The sequence below is a fragment of the Erwinia sp. SLM-02 genome (assembly GCF_037450285.1).
In the GTDB taxonomy this organism is placed as follows: domain Bacteria; phylum Pseudomonadota; class Gammaproteobacteria; order Enterobacterales; family Enterobacteriaceae; genus Erwinia.
Genome location: NZ_JAQISN010000004.1, coordinates 135,553 through 159,301, shown reverse-complemented (window position 1 = coordinate 159,301; position 23,749 = coordinate 135,553). Strand labels below are relative to the sequence as shown.

19 protein-coding genes, 1 tRNA gene and 1 pseudogene are annotated in these 23,749 nt (G+C 52.3%); 8 read left to right on the top strand and 13 right to left on the bottom strand.

Features of this window, described 5'->3' with window-relative positions; translation table 11 throughout:
- Window positions 1–6: 6 nt before the first annotated feature.
- The 8 genes from PGH32_RS19950 to PGH32_RS19915 form a co-directional block, all read right to left on the bottom strand.
- Complete coding sequence (locus tag PGH32_RS19950; RefSeq protein ID WP_443112816.1) at window positions 7–2,478, bottom strand: outer membrane usher protein; 2,472 nt, start codon at window positions 2,476–2,478, stop codon at window positions 7–9.
- Window positions 2,479–2,648: 170 nt separating this feature from the next.
- Window positions 2,649–3,182, bottom strand: a complete 534-nt coding sequence (locus tag PGH32_RS19945) for a fimbrial protein (protein WP_337894921.1) — start codon at window positions 3,180–3,182, stop codon at window positions 2,649–2,651.
- A gap of 80 nt (window positions 3,183–3,262) precedes the next feature.
- Complete coding sequence (locus PGH32_RS19940; protein ID WP_314424076.1) at window positions 3,263–3,802, bottom strand: fimbrial protein; 540 nt, start codon at window positions 3,800–3,802, stop codon at window positions 3,263–3,265.
- Window positions 3,803–4,302: 500 nt separating this feature from the next.
- Window positions 4,303–4,665, bottom strand: coding sequence for a YibL family ribosome-associated protein (locus PGH32_RS19935; RefSeq protein ID WP_314424073.1), 363 nt, complete (start codon window positions 4,663–4,665; stop codon window positions 4,303–4,305).
- A gap of 72 nt (window positions 4,666–4,737) precedes the next feature.
- Window positions 4,738–5,286, bottom strand: a complete 549-nt coding sequence (mtlR, locus tag PGH32_RS19930; protein WP_314424236.1) for a mannitol operon repressor MtlR — start codon at window positions 5,284–5,286, stop codon at window positions 4,738–4,740.
- 80 nt (window positions 5,287–5,366) lie between these two features.
- Window positions 5,367–6,515: a mannitol-1-phosphate 5-dehydrogenase gene (mtlD, locus tag PGH32_RS19925; RefSeq protein ID WP_314424070.1), complete on the bottom strand. Its 1,149-nt coding sequence runs from the start codon at window positions 6,513–6,515 to the stop codon at window positions 5,367–5,369.
- 88 nt (window positions 6,516–6,603) lie between these two features.
- Window positions 6,604–8,532: a PTS mannitol transporter subunit IICBA gene (locus tag PGH32_RS19920; protein WP_314424067.1), complete on the bottom strand. Its 1,929-nt coding sequence runs from the start codon at window positions 8,530–8,532 to the stop codon at window positions 6,604–6,606.
- A 562-nt stretch (window positions 8,533–9,094) separates the two neighbouring features.
- The gene (locus PGH32_RS19915; protein WP_314424064.1) at window positions 9,095–9,811 is read right to left on the bottom strand and encodes a DUF3053 domain-containing protein; all 717 of its coding nucleotides are present in this window, start codon (window positions 9,809–9,811) and stop codon (window positions 9,095–9,097) included.
- Window positions 9,812–10,248: 437 nt separating this feature from the next.
- Between PGH32_RS19915 and PGH32_RS19910 the strand changes: the two genes are divergently transcribed.
- Entirely contained in the window at window positions 10,249–10,545 is a 297-nt protein-coding gene (locus PGH32_RS19910) for an HTH-type transcriptional regulator (RefSeq protein WP_314424061.1), read from the top strand.
- A gap of 49 nt (window positions 10,546–10,594) precedes the next feature.
- Here the strand turns inward: PGH32_RS19910 and PGH32_RS19905 are convergent, their stop codons facing one another.
- The 3 genes from PGH32_RS19905 to glyQ form a co-directional block, all read right to left on the bottom strand.
- Window positions 10,595–11,641: an NAD(P)-dependent alcohol dehydrogenase gene (locus PGH32_RS19905; protein WP_337894920.1), complete on the bottom strand. Its 1,047-nt coding sequence runs from the start codon at window positions 11,639–11,641 to the stop codon at window positions 10,595–10,597.
- Between the two features lie 135 nt (window positions 11,642–11,776).
- A complete protein-coding gene (gene glyS, locus PGH32_RS19900; protein WP_337894919.1) occupies window positions 11,777–13,846 on the bottom strand; it encodes a glycine--tRNA ligase subunit beta in 2,070 nt (689 codons plus the stop codon).
- 9 nt (window positions 13,847–13,855) lie between these two features.
- Window positions 13,856–14,782 carry a glycine--tRNA ligase subunit alpha gene (gene glyQ / locus PGH32_RS19895; protein ID WP_314424053.1) on the bottom strand — a complete coding sequence of 309 codons (927 nt, stop codon included), beginning with the start codon at window positions 14,780–14,782 and terminating at the stop codon, window positions 13,856–13,858.
- A 244-nt stretch (window positions 14,783–15,026) separates the two neighbouring features.
- Between glyQ and PGH32_RS19890 the strand changes: the two genes are divergently transcribed.
- A complete protein-coding gene (locus tag PGH32_RS19890; RefSeq protein ID WP_337895031.1) occupies window positions 15,027–16,022 on the top strand; it encodes an acyltransferase in 996 nt (331 codons plus the stop codon).
- Here PGH32_RS19890 and PGH32_RS19885 read toward each other — a convergent pair.
- Window positions 16,019–16,942 carry a GlxA family transcriptional regulator gene (locus PGH32_RS19885; protein ID WP_314424050.1) on the bottom strand — a complete coding sequence of 308 codons (924 nt, stop codon included), beginning with the start codon at window positions 16,940–16,942 and terminating at the stop codon, window positions 16,019–16,021. The genes PGH32_RS19890 and PGH32_RS19885 overlap by 4 nt on opposite strands.
- Before the next feature lies 1 nt (window position 16,943).
- Window positions 16,944–17,486, bottom strand: a complete 543-nt coding sequence (locus PGH32_RS19880) for an isochorismatase family protein (RefSeq protein WP_337894918.1) — start codon at window positions 17,484–17,486, stop codon at window positions 16,944–16,946.
- Window positions 17,487–17,664: 178 nt separating this feature from the next.
- On the opposite strand from PGH32_RS19880, the gene PGH32_RS19875 reads away from it, so the two are divergent.
- From PGH32_RS19875 to PGH32_RS19850, 6 genes and pseudogenes are all read left to right on the top strand, one after another.
- Window positions 17,665–17,759: transfer RNA gene (locus PGH32_RS19875), tRNA-Sec, on the top strand.
- 204 nt (window positions 17,760–17,963) lie between these two features.
- A pseudogene (locus PGH32_RS19870) lies at window positions 17,964–18,149 on the top strand (Arm DNA-binding domain-containing protein); the annotation flags it as partial.
- A gap of 211 nt (window positions 18,150–18,360) precedes the next feature.
- Window positions 18,361–18,537: a hypothetical protein gene (locus PGH32_RS19865; RefSeq protein ID WP_337894917.1), complete on the top strand. Its 177-nt coding sequence runs from the start codon at window positions 18,361–18,363 to the stop codon at window positions 18,535–18,537.
- A gap of 92 nt (window positions 18,538–18,629) precedes the next feature.
- Window positions 18,630–20,144: an anti-phage dCTP deaminase gene (locus PGH32_RS19860; RefSeq protein ID WP_337894916.1), complete on the top strand. Its 1,515-nt coding sequence runs from the start codon at window positions 18,630–18,632 to the stop codon at window positions 20,142–20,144.
- A 564-nt stretch (window positions 20,145–20,708) separates the two neighbouring features.
- On the top strand, window positions 20,709–22,049 hold the full coding sequence (locus PGH32_RS19855) for an MFS transporter (protein WP_314424040.1): 1,341 nt from the start codon (window positions 20,709–20,711) through the stop codon (window positions 22,047–22,049).
- Between the two features lie 154 nt (window positions 22,050–22,203).
- Window positions 22,204–23,655, top strand: coding sequence for a DASS family sodium-coupled anion symporter (locus tag PGH32_RS19850; protein ID WP_443112812.1), 1,452 nt, complete (start codon window positions 22,204–22,206; stop codon window positions 23,653–23,655).
- Window positions 23,656–23,749: the final 94 nt, after the last annotated feature.

Sequence of the window (23,749 nt, the reverse complement as noted above, 5' to 3'; positions counted from 1 at the left end):
TCTCGTTTAACGTTTATTACTCGCCAACGTGTGACACGGCAGCAGTAAGTTTGTCTCTTCATTAATAGAAATCTTTTCAGGAAGTGGAAGTTCACATTTTTCCTGACCATCCCAGAAAACTTTCATAACTTCGCCGGATTTAATCCCGGACAGATAAACACTTCCGCCATCATTAACAATGCCTACGCTTTGATTTTTACTGTTTTTAACAGTGGCACCAAAAGGAGGTGTGGATCCATCAGCCAGGCGCAGTACCGCCATCGCTTTTTCTCCAGAAATAACTTCAAACGTACGATAGCCGATAGCGCCTTCCGTCAGGGTCGCCTGAGCCACTGAGCGAATAACTTCGGCGTTATCCGGCATCTTATTCAGGTCAATACTGAGTTGATTTCGATAATAATTACTCACATCCGCTAATACGACTTTGCCAAAGCGGTTGGAGGTGCTAGATGAGCCATAACCACTAATCGGTACCCCGGCGACACCGTCGGTATCCAGTAAAATACGCGTGCCGCCAACGATGCTGGTTCTATGCAGCGCAGCACCTTTCAGAGTCGCCGTTGCGCCCCCCTGAATACTTAATCCAACAGAGCTGTAATCACCTTCCTGATAGGTAGCATTCGCATCCACGGTCGCGATATCGCCCTCATGAGAGTAATACCCACTGGCCATCGACTTGCTATGTGAGAACCCGCTACTAACCTGGTAGTTATTGTGCTCATCAACCCTTTTGTAATAACTGGCTCTGTTAGTGTTGTCCGAACCGCCCCAGCTTCCGTTGTAGCTCAGGCTTGCATCGTTCCCGATGGGTAACGACAGCGATAAATACATCCCGTCATCAGTATGACCGTCATATTTATTACGGAAAGCAGTTAATGAAAGGCTTAAGTTTTTTAAGCGACCAATATCAAAATAGCTCGACAACGTGACGTCATAGCGGTCATTGTCCGGCCGGTCCCAGTATGTCTGATGATTAAAATTAAGGTATGCGCTAAGGCCAGCATCACGAAACTGCTGGTTAAACGTGATGGTATACATCTCTTTACTGTTCTGTGAACGCACACCCGTTACACGCGCATCAAGATACTCACTCATGCTCATGTAGTTTTTTTGCGAGAATCGATATCCCGCAAAAGTGACCTGACTATCATAATCGTCAAAGCGCTTTGAATAGCTCAAACGATACGAACCACCCGAGTATAAATCATCACTATGAGGTAATTTTGCCCGGGATTGCGTTGCGTCAAAGGAGAGTGCGCCCAGGAATAACAGGTCACGCCCGATACCTAATGCAAGAGCATTGTATCTGCCATCAGAGACACCGCCACCGTAGAGCGACCACCCGTTGTTAATACCCCAGGAGAATTCCCCTGATCCAAACATCGGTCCGTTAACATGATGCCGCCAGTCAGTAGGCCGCCCAGACGAAATTTTGTAACGTATGGTTCCCGGGCGTGTCAGGTAGGGAATATTCGCCGTGTTGATTGAAAATTCCTGTACTGAACCATCCTGTTCCTCTACACGTACATCTAATTTCCCGGTAACCGCGTCATTAATATCCTGTATGCGGAATGCGCCAGAAGCGACCTGAGTTTGCTGTAGAATTCGCCCCTGCTGGCTGATGACAACTTTGGCGTTGGTTTTTGCCACACCGGTGACTTCCGGTGCGTAGCCGCGCAGATTGGGCGGCAGCATGGCATCATCGGTTGCCAGCGTAACACCAGAAAAGCGGAAGCTGTCAAAAATGTCGGAGTTCAGATAATTCTCGCCCAGCGTGAGTTTGGCCCCAAGACGCGTTATTGCCCTGTAGGCGTAATAACGGCTCCAGTCCCAGTTGAATTGATTGGCTGAGTTGTTACCTGATTGATGATTGTAACGGCTTTGCCAGTCGGCGCGGAAACGCCATACGCCGAGGTTGGCACCTAAGGTACCATTACCGCTAACGTCATAGCTTTTCTCACCACTCTTACTCTGGCGCTGTCCCTGGCCATTAACGTTATAGTCAAACAGCAGCCCTGGAATACCGTTGTCCCAGCGTGAAGGGGGATCCCAGTCATCTGAACTGTACTCAAGGTAGGCCTGTGGAATATTCAGATAGACGGTCGTCGTGGGCAGATCGCTTTTAACCACCATACCTTTCAGGCTGTCTACTGTCAGACATTGGCCCTGATGCCACCAGGTCAGCTGCGCCTTCATTTTGTCCCTCAACCCAATCTGCTCAACAAGCTCGGGTGTGATACAGGCTTCACTTCCCTTAGGATCGTTATCTGGCGCATAAAAGCTGACGGGCTGCTCGCGCAGCTGCTGCTGGTTAATATTAACGGACATCGTGTAATTGCCCGGCATAATGAATCCGGCACGGGAAAACTGATCGAGATCGATATTTTTACGATCGTTAACATCGAGAACATCAATGTTAAACTTGAAGTCCTGGGATTGGGCAGTTAAGGCAGCGGCGCTAAGTATGCAACCGATCATTAGTCCCAGAATATGTGGGCGTGCAGACAAACCCCTAAGATTATATGGCGTCATCATTCCCTGACCTTTTTTCCTTTCGAGCGCCATAGAGTCATTCATATCAATGGTCCTGCGCTATGCCAAATATCTATTTCAGCAAAGGATTTGTTAATCAACAGGACAGCGCAAGCTTAGTAATAATCCATTTTGAATTTGATAATGGAATTGAACTCACCAGCATGGAGTTCTTGGTTATTGCTAACCAGCTGAAGTGAGAAGTTGAGTGCCATACTCCCTGATTCAATGTTTTCAGAAGGTAATGATTCTCCCGGCCTGGCAATATTTCCATTATCATCAATAATTTTTATCGCAATACCTTTTGCATCACCCTCGACGGAAAATAATCCATCATCATTCACACCATCAAAGGTAATTGTAAAATATCTCCACTTTCCGGGTTCAGTTTTATCCTTACTGAGGATGCAGTTTACCAGGTTTATAGAAAGCTTCTTTCTAATGCCATAGCTACCTTTAATGACCCGGCTAACTGGCACCGGACCCATATCAATCGTCTGGTCGGTACTGTTGATGTCTATCGCACATGCCGCGTCAATAATGCTGCCCGTCATACGCACCCGGCCCCAACCTTGATTTTCAGTTGGCCCTGCCTGACTAACCGCACCCATGTTCAACAATAAAATCAGAATACTTATTTTCTTGAACATAGAGGAAACCTAAAAAGTACAACCGAAATAAGTACATGTGGAGTGATTTATCCACATGTACTCTTCATCAGAAATGAATATTACTGATAAGCAAGGGTAAAGTTGGCAGTATTCTCGAAATTGCCCAGCTGAATCGGTGCATTATCAGGATTGCCTTTTACAAAAGCGGAGAAGCTCAGGGTATTAGTACCATTCGCCAGCGCCTGCAGAGCGGTTGCGGTACCCAGTTTAATCTGATTGCTGCTGCCGTCGGTCATAATGATGCTTGCACCCGAAGCGTTGCCTGCACCTAAAGCACCAGGAATACCACCTTCAGAACCGGTAAAGGTCACGCTAACAGTTTTATATTTGTCTGCCAGGTTACATTTTGCCAGTTCAATTTTGAATGGTTGCGGGGCAGAGCTACCACCGTTAGCCAGCGTTGTGTTAGCGATCTGACCCATATCAATGGTCTGATCTTTTTCACTAACGATCGAGCAAGGCGCATCGACAATTGAGCCCATAAATTTCACGCTACCGCTACCCTGATCGGTTGGTGCAACTACAGTTTCTTCTGCCTGAGCGAACGATGCCATACCCATTGCGAAAGCAACACCCAGTACAATTTTATTCAGTTTCATTAAACTATTCCTTTATCGATATCGAAATATCTTTTGTCCGTTTTGAAGAATGCAGAAATTAACCTTCCGAATTCAACCAGATATTAATTTTAACGAACGTTATCATGTCAATTATTACATGATGTTTTAACCACGGAGAATAATACAAATGGTTGCTCGTTGGGCATAATTATTGCAAATCCATGATGTCATTTGAAGGAAAAAAAAAGATTACATAAAGTTCGAGATAATAGTCTGGAACTTTATAAAAGAAATAATAACTACACGCTGAGCATCTGAAGTGCATTATTTTTTTAGTTTTTTTATCTAATTAAATATAATTTATCAGATTTTAATGCTGAAAAAATAGTGGCAAATATTCGATAACACCAGGATCAGGGGCAGCGCGAAACCCCCGGATATACAAGGCAAAGGGGAGTGACGAGGAGGACTGGCTTTCTTTCGCAGGAGTACGTGGAGAGGGGAAAAAAAAGGGGCCGCAGCCCCGTTTTAAGCAGACCTTAGAATTCCGACTTAGCGAATCCGGTCATCTCTTTAAGGCCCAGTTCACGACCCAGAGCGGTGGTCGGGTGAACGACGATCAGCCCCCGCACGCTCTTTTTAAGCGCGCCCATATTCGCCTGCTCTTTTTTGGTGATAGCGCGGCTGAAGGGCAGCTTTTTAAGCTGCTGGGCTTCTTTACTCAGCTTCTCTGCCCGCACATTGCGCAGACGTTCGATCTCAGCGATCAGCTTGTCTTTTTCATTCAGCAGTTCGCCCAGCTTTTCGCTGTCGCCCGAGGCTAGCAGGCCTGGCTCTTTGTGATTAAGGGCATCCAGCTTGTCACTAAGGATTTTAATTTCTGACTGTACTTGTTCTTTCATAACGATTAACCGTAACAATGATTCATTGCTGCAAAGGATACACCAAACCGGTGTAAAGCGGGTAAGGAGAGGCTATTTTTTGAAGGCCTGTTTCTGGCTTATAAGCGAAATCAATGAGGTAAGCGACAGTACCATGGTAGAACGCACCACCTGCTGATAGCGCAGCTGCTGCATATTGCGTAACTCGGCATCTTCAACGGCAAAATCCGGACGAACGGGGAGGGAGGCCACACAGTGCAGTTCACCAAAGGGGCCGAGGATCTCATCGTCGGTAAAACGATATTCGTGGCCATCATGGTTCAGCTCTTCACGCAGCGCCATCAGCAGCTCACAGTCTTCGTACTCGCTTCGGTGGATCATCCCTAAGCCATAGATCAGCTTGAGGCGAACGGACAGCTCGCCCAACGGGCCATCGCCGTGCAGAAGCGGCTCCACCGCATACTTCACGGCGTAATCATCCTTACGGAATACCTGGATAACCAGAATGTTAATCGCTTCTGCCAGCAGTTCGACGGCCGCGATTAAAAAGCTTCTTACCGAACGTCCGGCATTCAGGCGCTCCAGCACCCTGTTTTCAAAAGCCTGAGGTTGTTCCATAAGTGCCTGCATATCGTTCATCATATGGCGGAGTGATACCAGCGCGGGCACAGCGGTGAGGCTGTACCCGGATTGTTCGTCCCTGAGGAGCGCGTTCGCAGGCATTATGCCATAGCGTTCCAGGCTTTCACTACGGCCTTAACCACATCGCTGTTGGCATCAAGGCCGGAGACCTCTGCCAGCGTGGTCGCAACATCCTGCTTCGCCAGCAGCTCAGCCAGCTCCTGTGCCTGCGGATCCTGTTCGCTGTGGTAGCGCAGCGCGGCGGCGATGCCGGTCACCAGGTTTTCGTGAGGCAGCTGATACTCCAGCGTCCCCAGCGTGGGCTTAATCAGACGATCCCCGGCGCTGAGCTTGCGCAGCGGCTGGCGGCCGACGCGCTCGACATCATCTTTCAGATACGGATTTTCAAAACGTCCAAGAATTTTCTGGATATAGGCCGCGTGCTTATCCGCCTCAAAACCGTAACGCTTAATCAGCACGGCACCGCTTTCTTCCATCGCACCTTTGACCACGGCGCGCACCTGCGGATCGAGAATCGCCTCGCGGATGGTGTTATGCCCCGCCAGCTGTCCCAGGTAAGCCGTAATCGCATGCCCGGTATTCAGGGTAAACAGTTTACGCTCCACGAAGGCCATCAGATTGTCGGTCAGTTCCATACCCGGAATGGCAGGCAGCGCACCCTTAAACTGGGTTTCATCCACAATCCATTCGCTGAAGGTTTCAACCGTCACTTCCAGCGGATCGCTGCTGCCCGCCTCGGAAGGGGGAACGATGCGGTCAACGGCGGAATCCACAAAGCCAACGTGCTCTTCAACCCACGCGTGGTACTGCTCGGGCAGCGCTTTCAGCACGTGGCCCTTTAACTGTGTGGTACCGCGCACCATGTTTTCACAGGCGATAATATTCAGGGGACGGGTATTAGCGTTATCACTGCGTTTGGCCAGCCCTTTCGCAATGCCACCGGCAATACGCTCAAGGATCTGTGGACCAACCGCCGTGGTAACGATATCAACCTCAGCCACCAGATCGACAATATCGTCGCTGGTGCTGTTAACCGCATTCACACCTTTTACGATCTCAACCTGCGCCTGTTCGCCGACCACGTGAACCGGGTACTCATGGCGTGCGTTAATCGCATCCAGCACGACCTGGTTAACGTCCGCGAACGTCAGTTGAATACCGGCATCGGCCAGCAGTTTGCCGATAAATCCCCGGCCTATGTTTCCCGCACCGAAATGTAAAGCTTTCATCATCATACCTACTTAAAGAGTTCAGGATTCGATCCAAAAAAGGCCGGGCATGCCCGGCCCTTACGGAAATATCTCGCCACTACCTGAATCAGGCGCTGGTTTTACCGGACAGCAGATCCAACACTTCCTGAACGCTGGTGGTGGTTGCCAGTCGGGCAATCACGCTGTCGTCGTCAAGGGCGTTGGTCAGGCTGGTAATCACCTGGATATGCTCGTTGTTTCGCGCGGCAATACCAATGACCAGGCGAGCAATATCGTCTTCTTCTTCACCGAAGCGCACGCCTTCCGGATACTGGCAAAACACCACGCCGGTTTTCAGCACGCGGTCTTTAGCGGCAATGGTGCCGTGCGGCACAGCGATCGACTCACCCAGATAGGTTGGCGTCAGCTTTTCACGTTCCAGCATGGCATCAACATATTCCGGCTCAACGTAGCCGCCTTTGACCAGCTGTTCACCGGCAAAGCGAATCGCCTGCTCTTTATCCGTGGCATGATTGCCCAGGAATACGTTGCTGGCCGTCAGCTGGAACAGATGCTCCTGGCCTTCATCAAAGCTGTCGCTGAGCGTGGTGCTCACTTTCTCGCGATGTTCAGCGCTGCGGTTGGCTTCAACCAGACGCGCGGTCAGATCGTTATACAGGCCGCTGTCGAGGAAGTTGGTCAGGGAAATATGCTGTGCGTGAGGCGCCTGGCGCATCGCACGCTCGGTCAGATCGCGATGGGTAATCACCAGATCCACATCGCCCGGCAGGCTGTTGATGGCCGTATTGGTCACGGAAATCGTGGTCAGCCCCGCATCGTTCACTTTCTTGCGCAGTACGCCCGCACCCATCGCGCTCGATCCCATACCGGCATCACAGGCCACAATGATTTTGCGCACGTGGGATAAATCAGAGTGCAGCGCATCGGCACCGGCGACATTTGCAGACTGGCCTTTTGACTGCGCTTTCATTTCCTGCATACGACGGGTTGCAGCTTCGATGTCGTCTTCTTCTTTCACCTTGCTGGTTTTCAGCAGAACGGCTGACACCACAAAGGATACGGCGAAGGCAGCAACAATGGCCGCGATGTTCGCGAAGTAGGCGCCTTTAGGCGTCATTGCCAGTACGGCGAGGATGGAACCCGGAGAGGCCGGTGATACCAGACCACCGTTCAGCAGCGTCAGGGTGAAGACGCCGGTCATACCGCCCAGAATCACCGCCAGAATCAGACGCGGGTTCATCAGCACATACGGGAAGTAAATCTCGTGAATACCGCCAAGGAAGTGGATGATCGCCGCACCGCCGGCAGACTGTTTAGCATTGCCACGGCCGAAGAACATATAGGCCATCAGCACGCCCATACCCGGGCCCGGGTTCGCTTCAATCAGGAAGAAGATAGATTTACCGGCTTCGCTGGCCTGCTGAATACCCAACGGCGAGAAGATACCGTGGTTAATCGCATTGTTCAGGAACAGGATTTTTGCCGGTTCAACGAAGATTGAGGTCAGCGGCAGCAGGTTGTTCTGCACCATCAGATTCACGCCGGCGGCAAGAATATGGGACAGGCCTTCAACCAGCGGACCGATAGCCAGGAATGCGAGGATAGCCAACAGCATGCCGATAATGCCGGCAGAGAAGTTGTTAACCAGCATTTCAAAGCCGCTTTTGATTTTACCATCAACCTGGCGGTCGAAGGTTTTAATCGCCCAGCCGCCCAGCGGACCGGCAATCATTGAGCCGAGGAACATCGGCATATCGGCACCCACGATCACACCCATGGTGGTAATCGCACCGACTACACCACCGCGATCGCCACCGACCAGGCGTCCGCCGGTATAACCGATCAGCAAGGGCAGCAGATAGGTAATCATCGGGCCAACCAGCTTCGCCAGCGTTTCGTTTGGCAGCCATCCGGTTGGAATAAACAGCGCGGTAATAATACCCCAGGCAATAAACGCCCCGATATTTGGCATTACCATATTACTCAGAAAGCGACCAAAGTTCTGAACCTTGATCTTGATATCTGATGAGGACATAAAAGCACACCTCTTATTGGTACGCGCTGACCATGTAAGAGAGCGCGCTGATGTTGTTTGAAGACGGTTACGGCGAAAAAGCCGTCAGTATCACTGTATGCAAGCGGACTCTATCACGCGAATATGACGCTGCGTAGCTGACGAATTATGTGTGATCTGGATCACTATGCAACAGGGGGGGAGGAGGGTTTTATTGTGATCTTCGTCACAATAAAGTTGTGTAAAAAAACCACAAAGGTCGAAATACGAACAGACACGCCGCTATTATGTGATATAAATCACGTAATTAGATGGGTTTTTTGTTCGTAATATGTGATGTAGATCACAAGAAACTTTTCTTAACATGCCGGCTTATGTGCCGCCATTCGAACGCGATCTGTTCTGCCCACGCTCTGTAACTAAGCTACATATCAGGCTGCCCGTTTATTCCACTTTTATTCTGTCACGGGCGGGGAAGAATATGCCACCCAGGCGAGCGGATATTCAGGTTCACGCAGGGAATAAATAAGGCCACCGACGGGTGGCCTTATTATCACGGTGGGAGGTAAGCCCCACTGCAATATTACTGAATGCTGTTCTGCAGAACGTTTTGTGCCTGAGTCAGTGACTGGGCGTTCATGCTCAGGTTGCTCATCAGCGTATTGTAAGCGGATGCCTGATCCTGAGTGGGGAACTGCACCGCCGGGCCATTAAAGGTGACGCGCGTACCCTGCTGCTGCAGGAAATCACCAACCTGGATCACATCCTGGCTCAGCGTTTGTAGCGTTGGCAGCAGAGGCATTAATGCATCCGCAGGCTGAGTCACCACTTTATTAAAGACGTTATCGTAGACGGTTTTAAGGTCTTCGGGCTGCTTCAGCGTCGCTTTGCTGCTGTCGGCCTGGGTTTTCGCGGCCTGAATCTGCTGATTCAGCACGCCCAGAGAACCGCTGGCCTGGCGCAGCGAATCGCGGCGAGTCAGATAGTCCTGCGGTGTGCGGATCGCGGAAAGTTCATCCACTACCGGTTTTAAGCCGGTATCGACAGCCTTGTTTACCTGCTGAGAAAAACCGTAAATGATGGCGTAATCGCTGACGTAATTGCCGAACTTCTGCTTCTGATCTTCGCTCAGCGAAGGCAGATGTTCACCGCTGCGCATCACCGTATTTTGCAGAAAATCGATAAACGCCTTACGTTGGTCGGCTTCTTTATCACCGCAGCCGGTCAGCTGCAGCACCAGAAACAGCGCCATAAACGGCACCAGCAAACGCATCCAGATGCGCGCAGGTCCTGTGGTCATGAGCAAAAACTCCTGTTAAATATCTTGCGGGTTGTGAAGAAGATAATTCCTGAATGAAGGATAGTCGAACTCGTTTTCGAAGGATAGCGCGATCGACAATGTGACCATAGGGGAACGTTCGTGACGCCCGTCCGGCAAACAAGCCGGTTTATCGGCTGATAACCCCTTAAACAGATTAGCGAGGCTTATAAGACCTAAGCCAATGACATTAAAGGAGACGGTGAGGGTGTCTTTCATTTTTTGCAAAGCAAAACAAAAAAATAATTAAAAAATATGACCTGTATCACCAGTATTCGTCTAATACTTAGGATCCTGGCGTTTCCCTGTGCTGCCTCGCAGTTTTCCAGTGGTTGATGTTCGCCAGTATTCTGAGCCTGTGCTTGAGGCTCAACTCCTCTGGTCGTTCACATTAAGTGATTTTAATGAGGTGTGTGCTTATGGAAACAAAAGACCCAATGTTTGAATTACTCTCCAACCTGGAGCAGATCGTGTTGACGCGTGATGTGTTGCAGGCTGGCGCAATAATCGAGGGTGAAGCAGCCCTGCCCGAACCGAAACGGATCAGGGAAATTAGCGGCATGCAGATTGATGAGTTTGCCCTGGCAATGGGAGTAAGCGTTGCGTCGGTGAAAAGCTGGGAAGCACAGCGAACCCGGCCTTCAGGCAGCGCGCAGAAACTGATGCAGTTAATTCATTCGAATCCGTATCTGGGACGACAGTTACTGGAAAGATAAAAGAACGAAAAAATAAACCCGCCACGAGGCGGGTTTTATGTTGCAGCTCTTAGCGTCCCGCTTTCATATCAATGACAAAACGATACTTCACGTCACCCTTCAGCATCCGTTCAAACGCCTCTTCCACCTGATCCAGGCTAATCACCTCAACATCCGACACGATATTGTGCTGGCCGCAGAAATCGAGCATCTGCTGGGTTTCTTTGATGCTGCCGATCGAGGTGCCGGAAATACTCAGGCGTTTAAACACAATTGGCGTAACGTTCGGCGACGTATGCGGGGAGTCAGGGATCCCCACCAGCACCAGATGACCGTTGGTCTTCAGCGCGTTGAGATACGGGTCCAGATCGTGCGGCGCGGCAACGCAGTCGAGGATCATATCCAGACTGTTCTTAACGCTTTCCATCTGCGCCGCATCTTTCGATACCACGACCTGGCTGGCGCCCAGACGCAGGGCGTCGGCACCTTTCGCCGGGGACGTGGTAAACAGCACCACTTCGGCACCCAGCGCGCTCGCCAGCTTCACCGCCATATGACCCAGACCGCCCAGCCCGATAATCCCCACGCGCTGGCCCGGCTGTACGTTCCAGTGCTTCAGCGGTGACCATGTGGTCACGCCCGCACACAGCAGCGGTGCTACCGCGCTCAGCGCCAGATTATCCGGCACGGAGACCACAAATTTGCTGTCGACCACGATGCTGTCGGAATAGCCGCCGAAGGTCATGCCGCCGATGGTTTTCTCTTCGCTGTTATAGGTTGCGGTAAAACCTTCTTCACAATACTGCTCTTCGCCGCCGTGGCACTGAGCACAGTGGCCGCAGGAGTCGACCATCACGCCCACGCCGACCAGGTCGCCCGCTTTAAACGCGGTGACGTCGCTGCCGGTGGCGACAACGCGCCCAACGATCTCGTGGCCCGGCACCAGCGGGAACTGGCTGACGCCCCATTCGTTACGCGCCATGTGCAGGTCAGAGTGGCATACGCCGCAGTAGTGGATGTCGATATGGACATCACCGGCCTGCAGGTCGCGGCGTTTGAATTCGACGGGTTCGAGAGCGGTGTTGGCTGCCTTTGCAGCGTATCCAAAGGATTGCATAAATGTCTTAACCTGAATGGCAAAAGCCGCACAGGGTAAGGAAATGGTGCGCGAGGGGCAAGGCGGAATTGTAAGTCGGGGTGTCCGCGGGATAAAAAAAGGGCGGGCACATGGCCCGCCCCTGATGGCCGCAGGTTACTGCAGCAGGGAGATATCCGCGACCTGCAGGAACAGCTCGCGCAGCTTAGCCAGCAGCGTCAGGCGGTTAATACGCACCGCCTGGTCATCGGCATTCACCATCACCTTGTCGAAGAAGTTATCCACCGTTTCGCGCAGCTCAGCCAGCTCGATCAGCGCTTCCTGGTAGCGGCCTTCTGCAAAGTAAGGCTGCAGCTTGCTACTCAGGGCAGACACGTAGGTCGCCAGTTTGATCTCTTCATTCTCTTTCAGCAGCACGGCCTGCACGCTGTCGTTCAGCGGTTCGCTGGACTTGGCAAGAATGTTAGAGACGCGCTTGTTGGCGGCGGCCAGCGTGGCAGCCGCTTCCAGGGTACGGAAGTGGGAGACCGCCTTCATGCGGGCATCGAAGTCCGCCGGGCGGGTCGGGCGACGCGCCAGCACGGCCTGGATGGTATCCACGCTGTGGCCTTCTTCCTGATACCAGGTACGGAAACGACCCAGCATAAAGTCGATCACCTCATCCACAACCTTAGCGTTAGACAGCTTGCTGCCGTACAGGCGCACCGCCTCTTCCGTCAGGGTTTGCAGATCCAGCGGCAGGTTTTTCTCAACGATGATACGCAGCACGCCCAGGGCGGCACGACGCAGAGCAAACGGGTCTTTATCGCCTTTCGGATGCTGACCGATGCCGAAAATGCCGGCCAGGGTGTCCATCTTATCGGCAATCGCCAGCGCGCAGGCAATCGGGTTCGACGGCAGCTCGTCACCGGCAAAGCGCGGCTGATACTGCTCGTTCAGCGCGACCGCAACGTCTTCGGCTTCGCCGTCGTGACGCGCATAGTGCATGCCCATCACGCCCTGGGTGTCGGTAAATTCGAACACCATGTTGGTCATCAGATCGCACTTGGACAATAAACCAGCACGAGTGGCATGATTCACATCCGCGCCAATCTGTGCGGCAATCCAGCCCGCCAGCGCCTGAATGCGGTCAGTTTTGTCGCGCAGGGTGCCCAGCTCTTTCTGGAACAGCACGGTTTCCAGACGCGGCAGGTTATCTTCCAGACGACGTTTACGGTCGCTGTTGAAGAAGAACTCGGCGTCGGCGAGGCGTGGACGCACCACCTTCTCGTTACCGGAGATAATCTGCTGCTGATCTTTCGAGATAATGTTGGTCACGAAGATGAAGTTTGGCAGCAGCTTGCCCGCGGTGTCGTACACCGGGAAATACTTCTGATCGCCCTTCATGGTGTACACCAGCGCTTCAGCCGGAACCGCGAGGAACTTCTCTTCAAACTTCGCCGTCAGCACCACCGGCCACTCCACCAGGGAGGTGACTTCTTCCAGCAGGCTTTCGCTCAGATCGGCAACGCCGCCGATTTTACGGGCAGCTTCTTCGGCATCGGCTTTGATCGTGGCTTTACGGGCTTCAAAATCCGCCTGCACTTTACCGCGCTCCAGCAGGATCGCGGGATACTGGTCGGCGTTGTCGATGGTGAACTCCGGCTCGCCCATAAAGCGGTGGCCGCGGATGGTGCGCGCCGAATCGATACCCAGAATGGTGGCCGGAATCAGCTCGTCGCCGAGCAGGATGGTCACGGTATGCACCGGACGCACGAACTGCACGTCAGACGCGCCCCAGCGCATCAGTTTCGGGATCGGCAGCTTCGCCAGGGAAGTGGCGATCATCGCCGGCAGCAGTGCCTGAGCGCGCTCTCCGGTCACTTTCGCACGGTACACCAGCCATTCACCTTTGTCGGTGCTCAGGCGTTCAGCCTGATCGACGGTGATGCCGCAGCCGCGTGCCCAGCCTTCGGCGGCCTTGGTGGCCACGCCGCTGGCGTCAAACGCGGCGGCAATTGCCGGGCCGCGTTTTTCCACTTCGCGATCCGGCTGTGCGGCGCTCAGGTTGGCGACTTTCAGCGCCAGGCGGCGCGGCGCGGCGAACCACTTCACGTCGCCGTGGGCCAGGCCCGCCGCATCCAGTTCAGCGGTAAAGTTTGCCGCGAAGGACTCGGCCAGGCTGCGCAGGGCTTTCGGAGGCAGCTCTTCGGTGCCGATCTCCACCAGGAAGGTTTTATCAGTCATGGCTGCCTCTTAATCGTTTTCCAGTTGTTCAGACTTTTTGCACATCGGGAAGCCCAGCGCCTCGCGGGAGGCGTAATAGGCTTCGGCCACGGCTTTCGTCAGGGTGCGGATACGCAGAATATAACGCTGACGCTCGGTGACGGAGATGGCTTTGCGGGCATCCAGCAGGTTAAAGCTGTGTGCGGCTTTCAGAATACGCTCGTAGGCAGGCAGCGGCAGCGGTTTTTCCAGCGCCAGCAGGCTCTGCGCCTCTTTCTCGTACTGCTCGAAGCAGGCGAACAGGAAATCGACGTCGGCGTATTCGAAGTTATAGGTGGACTGCTCCACTTCGTTCTGATGGAACACGTCGCCGTAGGTGGTTTTACCCAGCGGACCGTCGCTCCACACCAGATCGTAAACGCTGTCCACGCCCTGGATGTACATCGCCAGGCGCTCCAGACCGTAGGTGATTTCACCGGTAACCGGCTTGCACTCCAGGCCGCCAACCTGCTGGAAGTAGGTGAACTGCGTCACTTCCATGCCGTTCAGCCACACTTCCCAGCCCAGACCCCAGGCACCCAGCGTTGGGTTTTCCCAGTTGTCTTCCACGAAGCGGATATCGTGGATGGTCGGGTCCATGCCCAGCTCTTTCAGCGAGCCGAGGTACAGCTCCTGAATGTTGTCCGGCGATGGCTTGATGATCACCTGGAACTGGTAATAGTGCTGTAAGCGGTTCGGGTTTTCACCGTAGCGGCCGTCGGTAGGGCGGCGTGACGGCTGCACGTAGGCCACCGCCGTTGGCTCTGGCCCCAGCGCCCGCAGGCAGGTCATCGGGTGAGAAGTACCAGCGCCCACTTCCATATCCAGCGGTTGGATAATGGTGCAGCCCTGGCGCGCCCAGTAATCCTGTAAGGTCAGGATCAGGCCCTGGAAAGTCTTGGTATCAAACTTTTGCATGTTGATTTCGCACGCGATACGAGTGGTTAAAAAAGTGGGCGTCAGTATACCCTTTGACCGGGTTGATTACCAAAATGGTAATGATAACGGCGGTGATTTAATCGAATACGCTGCTTTTGTCGGCGATGCCACACATTTTGTTCGTCCTGTTCCGAGTTTTTGCTCGCCGGGTTGTTGAAGTGCACTCTCCTGGCCAGACTTGTCGGGCACCGATACGGATTTTTTCCCGGCAAACAGGATTGAAATAATGCAGAAAATTGGCTGGATAGATAATTTACGCGCCGTGGCGTGTTTGATGGTAATTATGATCCACACCACCACCTGGTACGTGACCACCGGCATGTCGGTCGGCGAGCACAGCTGGGACCTGTCAAACCTGCTGAATTCGGCGTCCCGGGTGTGCGTGCCGATCTTCTTTATGATCTCCGGCTACCTGTTTTTCGGCGAGCGCAGCGCGCAGAAGCGCCACTTCCTGCGGGTGGTGCTGTGCCTGCTGTTTTACAGCGCGGTGGCGCTGGCCTACATCACCCTGCTGACGCCAATTAATGAAGTCACCTCGGTGAAAAACCTGCTGCAAAAGCCGATCTTTTATCACCTGTGGTTTTTCTTCGCGATTATCGCCATCTATATGTTTTCACCGCTGATTCAGGTTAAGCCGGTCAGCGCGGGTTATATGGCGATTGTGATCCTGGTGCTGGCGGTACTGGCGAACCCGAATACCGTTGACGGCTCGATTGCCCGTTTTCACTGGCTGCCGGTGAACCTCTATATCAACGGGGATTCCATCTACTATCTGCTGTACGCGCTGACCGGCCGGGCCATCGGCATGATGAAGACCGACAGGCGGGGCGTTAGCTGGCTGGCGGCGATAACCTTTATCGTCTGCGTGCTGGTGATCGCCTTCGGCACCAAACGCCAGTTCGCGATTAACGGGGCCTTTGCCGATACCTGGTATCTCTACTGCGGTCCGGCGGTGTTTATTGCCGCCGTCAGCCTGCTGGTGCTGTTTAAAAACACGCTGAACAACCGCCCTTTACCGGTTTTAGCCACCATTTCGCGTTATTCGCTGCCGATCTATGGCTTCCACGCGCTGTTTATCCACTATATGCGCACCCACGGGCTGGATAATACCGACCGTCCGCTGATCGACATCCCGCTGGTGTTTGCCATTACCCTCGGCGGCAGCCTGCTGCTGGCCATCGGCCTGCAGCGCATCGATAAACATCACCTGGTCAGCTAGTCTGCCTGCCAGCGCTGCTGTGCGCGGCGCAGCTGGCGGGAGGAGGAGAACCCTGCCGCCAGCGCCGCCTGCTCATTACCTTCCCCCTGCTGGCGACGCTGCTGAACAATCGCCAGCCGCAGCTGCTCGTGATACTCACGCACGCTGATCCCCAGATGCTGGCGGAACAGCCGCGTCAGATGGCGCGCGCTGACGTGGACCCGATCGGCGATATCATCCAGCGACCACTCCTGCTCCGGCTGCTGGATCAGCAGATCCTGGGTACGGTGAATGGCCGGATGCATATGGTTGCGGTAGCGCAGCCACGGCGATAGCTGCGGGTCATCCCCCGAGCGGCGGAAATAGACCACCATTTCCCGCGCCACGTTCAGCGCCATCTGCGAGCCGCACAGCCGGTTAATGAGATGCAGCGACAGATCGATGCCGGCGGTAATCCCCGCGCTGGTCCAGATGCCGCGATCTTCGATAAAGATGCGATTTTCCCGCACGATAGCGGCAGGTTCGGCGGCTTTCAGCCGTGCGATCACTTCATGATGGGTGGTGCACTCCACGCCGTGCATCAGCCCGGCGCGGGCGGCCAGCAGTGAGCCGGAGCAGACGCAGATCAGGCTGATATGGCGGGCATGGATCGCGGGCTGAATGCGCATCAGCCAGTTACGCGCGGCAACCGCCTGCGGGGTGTCAAACCACACCGAGGAGTCCTGCACGCCCGGCACCACTAACAGGCTGCCGGGGGGTAACGCTTCCGGCAGCGGCTGGATACGGCTGATGGCCATATCCGTTGAGCTCAGCACGGTTTCATCGGGGCCGATATAGTGCAGGCTGAACGCCCCGTCGGCCAGCTTCAGCGTCTCTGCCGGGCCGGTCAGGTCGAGGGTCATCACCCCGGGCAGGGTCAAAAACCACACCGGAATCGTCATGTTATGCAAGCTCCTGCAGGCACTCCTCCACCGTGCGGATCGCGGCGAAGCGATCGATCAGCACGCTTTCGGTACGGTGGCGCAAATCCGCCACGCTGAGCGTAATGCCGTTGTGGGTAAGGGGGGACGTCAGCGTCGCTTCCGTCACAAACGTCACGCGGTAGCCGAGGTCCGACGCCACGCGCGCGGTGGTTTCACAGCACTGCTCGGTACGGATACCGCTCACGATTACATGCTTCACCTGCCGCTGCTCCAGCCACTGTAGCAGACCGGATTCCGTCAGCGCATTATGTACCGTTTTTTTCACGCTGTGCGCCGCCTGATGGGTCAGAAACGGCAGGCGCACCACCAGGCCGGACGCCGGTGAAAACGGGCCTTCGGTTTCCACATGCAGCACATCCACCACCGGAATATCTTTCTGCTGGCAGCCGGCGATAAGCCGGCTCAGCGCCTGTTCAAACGCGGGCGTTTCCGGGGTTTGCTGATAGCCACGATGATAGAACGACTGTTGCGCATCAATTACCAGTAAAACGGTATCGGTCATTTTCGGACTCCTTGCCTGAGAGGGTTAACCCTATGATGGCAAGGATAAGCGGGGGAAAGAAGGTCAGAAACGGACACGATGCTGCCCCTGTGGGACATCCGTTACCTTATTTAATGAAGCCCTTCTTTTTATAAGGGTATCACCGATGGTATACTCGCCGCGCTTCTGTGTTTAAGAGGGAAGATCGTCGTCTCCGGTGAGGCGGCTGGACTTCAAATCCAGTTGGGGCCGCCAGCGGTCCCGGGCAGGTTCGACTCCTGTGATCTTCCGCCAATCTCATTCTTCTGACATCAACACTCGTTACTAAAAACCATCAAAATCTTAAAGTTAGGTTAAATCCTCACTCTTCTGATGTCACTCTACGCTTACTCACATCTACCATGATAACGGGATATTTAAGGGGGGTTAAAAATTACCCCACAAAATTGAAACCCCCAAGAGGAAACGGAATGCTCTTAACCGACGTCTAGGTGCACTCAGCCCCTCAATAAACCTTACAAGCTCGCTGACGGCATCGGTCTGTACTTGCCAGTAAATCCCAATAGTTCACGTTACTGAAGAGTGAAGTACCGCGTCGCGGGACATGAGAAGTTACTATCTATCGAGGTATATCCTGATGTGCCGCTTGCTATGGCACGGCAGAAAAGAGATCAAGCCAGACGTTAGCCATTGTTATTCGAAGTTGTTCACGGATACTGCATGTAGTGTTTCGACGTGAGATGCATAACTAAATATAGAAAAGTTTGATAATTTCTCATCATCACCTTGCTTAAAAATAATTTTTAGAGTAAAGATTTAGGTAGTTGATTGAAAAAAAATGTGATGTAAGTATAATCTTGCGTCCTTTGCGTGGGGCAATGTTAAGGAAAATATTATGATTTACTTATTGAAGACTGCAGAAAAAGAAGAAAAATTAGTAGAACGAATTGAGTCTACAAAACCTTCTGCATCTTTTAATAAAGTAGAAAACTTAGCAGATCGAAAAAAATCATTAGAAATGAATAAAGCATTAAAAAAAGTTTTATCAGCATCGTCCAAAATAAATTGGTAATATATAATTACAAAGAATAGCCCACATCAAAGCGGGTTATATTATTTTTTACACCAGATAAAGACTTTATTTGAGTTTTCTGGAGCAATCACATGGCAGAGTCAGCTGAAAACATCATTCCCGTCCATCAATGGGAAGCGCATAATAAATCAGATAGCATAAATGACATTAAAGGTAGGCGTTCTCAAGAACTAATAATTGGTTTGTGTGGTGCTATTGGTTCGGGTATTAAAACTCTCAAAGAACAAACCATACACTGTTTAAAACAAAATGGTTACCATGTAGAACACGTCAGAGTGAGTGATCTTATTTCAAAAGTTACCAAGGTCAGCACAACAACTCTTAACAGCTTTGATAGATACAATAAATTACAAGATCTGGGAGACAACTTAAGAGAGAATCATAAGAATTTCATTTGTGCTGAACTGGCAATATTGGAGATCCAAGTCTTAAGAGAAAAAATTTATGGAACAGATAATCCAGAGATCACTAGAAACACTAAAAAGACCGCTTATATAATTGATCAAATAAAGCATCCAGCAGAAGTAGAGCTTTTGAATCAGGTTTATAAGAATAACTTTTATTTAGTCGGGTTGTTACGAACAGTAGCCGAACGTATACAAAACTTGCGGGATGAAGGCATCAAAGAAGAAGATGTCCTAAAAATAATTGAACGGGATAGGAAATCATTAAATAATTTTGGCCAGCAAGTTGAAGAAACCTTACAGCTATCGGATTATTTTATAAAAAATCTTGATACTGAGGTGATGAAAGAGTCAGTTCTTAGATTCATTGACCTTATTCATGGAGCTAATAATATTACCCCATCAAAAGATGAATCAGGTATGTATGCGGCATACTCAGCCTCTTTAGGATCAGCTTGCCTTTCTCGTCAGGTAGGAGCATCTATAATGGATGTTGCTGGCAATATTATTGCTACTGGCAGAAATGATGTTCCACAATACGGTGGCGGACTTTACACTTCCGAAAGCAACAAAGATAGAAGATGTTTTAATAAAAATGGATGCCATAACGACAAGCATAAAGCTCTTTTAAAAAAAGAAATAACGGGAATTTTACAAAAACTTAAGCTGTCCGATTCAGAAATAATTGCAGAAAAAATAATGAAAGAAACTAAAGCAAAATATCTAATCGAATATTCCCGTGCAGTACACGCTGAGATGGATGCTATAGTTTCATTAGCCAGAAACACAAACATGGGCACAACTGGTAATACTTTATATTGTACAACCTATCCTTGCCATGTTTGCGCTCGTCATATAGTTGCGGCTGGCTTAAAACGAGTAGTTTACATCGAGCCTTACGAAAAAAGTCTTGCATTACAATTACATGACGACACTATTTGCCAAACCGATCAAAGCCCTGCACCTGATAAGGTTTTGTTTGAGAATTTCGAGGGAGTTGCGCCAAAAAGATATGCTAAATTCTTTGGGTATCATAGAAAAAGAAAAGATTCCAAAGGTAAACCAATTACTTACAGTGTTGAAGAGTCTTATCATGTTGATACGCAATATCTTGATAGCTACTCAGATTATGAATCTAAAGTAGTAAAAAATGTTAAAGGAAAGTTCCAATTACAAGGTTGATTTAATCATAAGCATTCAAAAAAAATTTTCTAAAATGAGTATAAGTAGTAATTAAATTTGAAAAATAACTCATGAGACTTCATACCCTCACTTGCATAATTAATATGGTGCAATTGGGGGTATCAATAAGACTCTATAAATAAAAAAAATTAACATTCATAGATATAAATACCCATTAGGCATCCTGTGATCCTTTGCCAATCAATGTATCTTAATTCTCTCCAGCCAACTCTTCCAGACATCTTTTGGGAATAACGAATCTCCCCGTTCACTGCTGTACCAAAGATGACTGGAGAAGCTGAGCCTGACTAAATGTCAACCTGTAAGTCTTACTAACAAGTTCAATGCCGAAAAAACTCGCCCCCCAAACTCCAGACAAAATCCCCCGCAATCCTCCCGCCAACCAACCTCATCAACCGTCCATTTTTCATCCAAAAACAACGACTACTTAACACTTACGCTAAGTCGATTTGACAATTTTTTGTGTCGATTGCAAATGTATATACAGGAAAGTACATGATCAGATGATATGCACTAATACACATCACAACGGGCGGGGGTGACATGGTTTATTCGGGTAAAGTGAATATCCAGCAGGCAATCGATGAAGCACCGGTTTCGCGCTTTCACTGGGTGATTATCATCCTGGGTTTTCTGATCCTCGCGATAGACGGGTTCGACACCGCGGCGATGGGCTATATCGCCCCCACGCTGTCGGGCGACTGGGGCATTAAGAGGCAGGATCTTGGGCCGGTGCTGAGCGCCGCGCTGCTCGGGCTTTCCATCGGCGCGCTGATTGCCGGCCCGGCCTCGGACCGTCTTGGCCGTAAGCGTATTCTGGTGTTTTCCTGCCTGTTCTTCGGGCTTGCCAGCCTGGGAACCGCGTATGCGCAGACGCTGAATACGCTGACGCTGTGGCGGTTTCTGACCGGCCTCGGGCTGGGCGCGGCGATGCCGAATGCGATTACGCTTGTCTCTGAGTTTGCCCCTAAGCGCTGCCGCTCAATGGCCATTAATACCATGTACTGCGGTTTTCCCCTCGGCGCGGCGGGTGGCGGGGCGATCTCATCCTGGCTGATCCCCAATTACGGCTGGCACAGCGTGCTACTGGCCGGGGCGATTGCCCCGCTGGCGCTCACCGTGTTGCTGATTCTGTTCCTGCCGGAGTCGGTCAAATTCCTGGTCCACCGCGGTAAAGATATTGTGCAAATCCGGCGCATTGCCCAGCGGTTTATCGCCGGGGATCTGGCGCAGGTGACGCATTTTTATCTGGACGAGGAAAAAACCAGGGATAAAAAAGGCAGCGTGGCGCAGCTATTCAGCCAGCCCTGGCTGGCCGGTACGCTGATGCTGTGGATGACCTACTTTATGGGGCTGGTGATCTATTACGTGCTGTTGAGCTGGATGCCGACGCTGATGCTGGGGATGGGCTATCCGCTGGCGGAATCCGCCTGGCTGACCTCGCTGTTTACCTTCGGCGGCACGGCGGGGATCCTGCTGGCGGGCTGGATGATGGACCGCTGGGAGGCGCACAAAGTGGTGATGACCGGTTTTGCCCTGACGATGCTGTTTGCGCTGGCGCTCGGCTTTGAGAACAACCATATCGTACTGTTCGGCGGGCTGATCTTCCTGATGGGCATCACCATGAACGGTGCGCAGTCTGGCCTGCAAACGCTGGCAGCCACCTTTTACCCGACCCACTGCCGCGCTACGGGCATTGCGTGGATGCAGGGCGTCGGGCGCTTTGGCGGCGTGGCCGGAACCATGATGAGCGCGCATTTACTGGCTCTGCAGTGGCAGGCCGACAGCATTCTGATGTTCCTCAGCGTGCCCGCGCTGGTCGCCGCCGCCGCCACGCTGTATAAGCTGCAGCGCTATAAACCGCAAAATCTGAGCGCAGCATAAACCCCATTATCCTGCTCCCGCCGGGGGCAGGATAAGCTTCACCGCCCCCCGTAATAAGTAAATTAAGATGGATTAATTACCATCCTTGATATCCATCAAGGTGTGGATGCCTGTTTTTGTTCAAAAAGGACGTAGGGGAAAATAAAGGAAAATAATGATGACTGAGCAAGTGCAGGTAAAACTGGCATTTCCGCTGTGGAAGGGCGTTTTCACGCTCTTTGTGGGCCTGCTGATCTGGTTTACGCCGCCGCCCGCCGGGCTGGATATTTTTGCCTGGCAGATGTTTGCGGTCTTCGCCGTCACCATTCTGGCGATTATTTTGAAAGTGATGCCGATGGGTGCGGTGACCATGGTGGCGCTGGTCGTTTCGGCAATGACCGGGCTGACGCCGATCTCCGGCGGCGGCGGCGGCAAGGTTGCCGCGCTGTCCGGCTTTGCTAACGGCACCATCTGGCTGATCGGTATCGCGATGTTTATCTCCCGCGCGGTGATTAAAACCGGGCTGGGCAGGCGCATCGCGCTGTGGTTTATCTCGAAGTGCGGGCACAGCATGCTCGGCGTCGCCTACGGTCTGGCGCTGTCCGATATGGTGCTCGGCCCGGGCATTCCTTCCGCCTCGGCGCGCGGCGGCGGCATTATGTTCCCTATCACCCAGTCAATTGCTTCGGCGTACAGGTCTGAGCCCGGCCCCACGGCGCGCAAGGCCGGGGCGTTCCTGATGATCTGCGTTTCACAGATTGATGCGATTATCTGTACCATGTTCCTGACGGCGATGGCCGGGAATCCGCTGATTGCCGAACTGGCGGCCAGCCAGGGGATACAAATTAACTGGGGTATCTGGTTCCTGGGTGCCATCGTGCCCGGCCTGCTGACGCTACTGATTATTCCCCTGTGTCTTTATTATATTTACCCGCCTGAACTGAAAAAGACGCCGGAAATACCGGGCATTGCGCGGGAAGAGCTGCGCAAAATGGGGCCGATGTCCCTTGCTGAGAAAATTCTGGCGTTCGACTTCGTGCTGCTGATTGTATTGTGGACCGCGGGCGATATCTTCTTCCAGATCCCCGCCACGCTGTCGGCCTTTATTGGTCTGGTTATCCTGCTGCTCTCCAACATTATGTCGTGGAAGAACATTATTGAAGAGAAAACGGCGTGGGATACGATGTTCTGGTTCGCGGTGCTGGTGATGATGGCCAACGCCCTGAATAAATACGGCATGATTGCCTGGATCTCCAAGGGCATCGTCGGCTATATCGGCCACTTCGACTGGCTGCTGGTGTTCCTGGTGCTGATCCTGGTTTACTTCTATACCCGCTATTTCTTTGCCTCAGCGATGGCGCATATCTCCGCAATGTATCTGGCCTTCCTGGCGGTGGCCGTGTCGGTCGGCGTGCCGCCGCTGCTGGCGGCACTGACGCTGGGCTACACCTCCAATCTGTCGATGGGTCTGACCCAGTATTCCGGCGGCCCCGGCCCGGCGCTGTTTGGTTCCGGCTATAACACCACCGGCCAGTGGTGGGGCGTCAGCTTCCTCGTGTCGCTCGTTTCCATCGCCATCTGGCTGCTGGCCGGCGGCGCGTGGATGAAAGTTGTGGGCATCTGGTAAGGCTCACGTTCGCCAGCGGGCAGGCGCTCAACCTGCCCGCTGCTGAGCCGCTGTCTGTCTGTCTGTCTGTCTGCACCTGAATGGTTAGCCGTTT